Origin of the sequence: Photobacterium sanguinicancri (assembly GCF_002265265.1) — a bacterium.
GTDB classification, from domain to species: Bacteria; Pseudomonadota; Gammaproteobacteria; order Enterobacterales; family Vibrionaceae; genus Photobacterium; species Photobacterium sanguinicancri.
Genome location: NZ_NOIF01000561.1, coordinates 1 through 343, shown reverse-complemented (window position 1 = coordinate 343; position 343 = coordinate 1). Strand labels below are relative to the sequence as shown.

General features: G+C 71.7%; 1 protein-coding gene. It reads left to right on the top strand.

Annotated features, from left to right (window positions below; genetic code table 11):
- A partial coding sequence (locus ASV53_RS26730) for an HAD family hydrolase (RefSeq protein WP_205049264.1) occupies positions 1-343 on the top strand: 343 nt, incomplete at both ends.

Below are 343 nucleotides of genomic sequence, written 5' to 3'. Positions count from 1 at the left end.
TCGACCTCGACGACCCGCTCGCCGTCTCGAAGGCCGCCATCACCCCCCGCATCGCCGCTCTGCTGCGCGCACTCCTGCGCACGGTCGATGTCGCCATCATCTCGGGCGGCAACGAGACGCAGTTCCGTTCGCAGGTGATCGCGCGCCTCGACGGAACGGATGCCGCCGACCTCGCACGGCTGCACCTGCTGCCCACGTGCGGCACCCGCTACCTCCGGCACGACGGATCGGGCTGCGCGACGGTCTACGCGCACGATCTGAGCGACGACGAGAAGACGTCGGCCCTCGCCGCGCTGCGGGAGGAGGCCGAGCGTCTTGGCCTGTGGGAGGCCGAGCCCTGGGG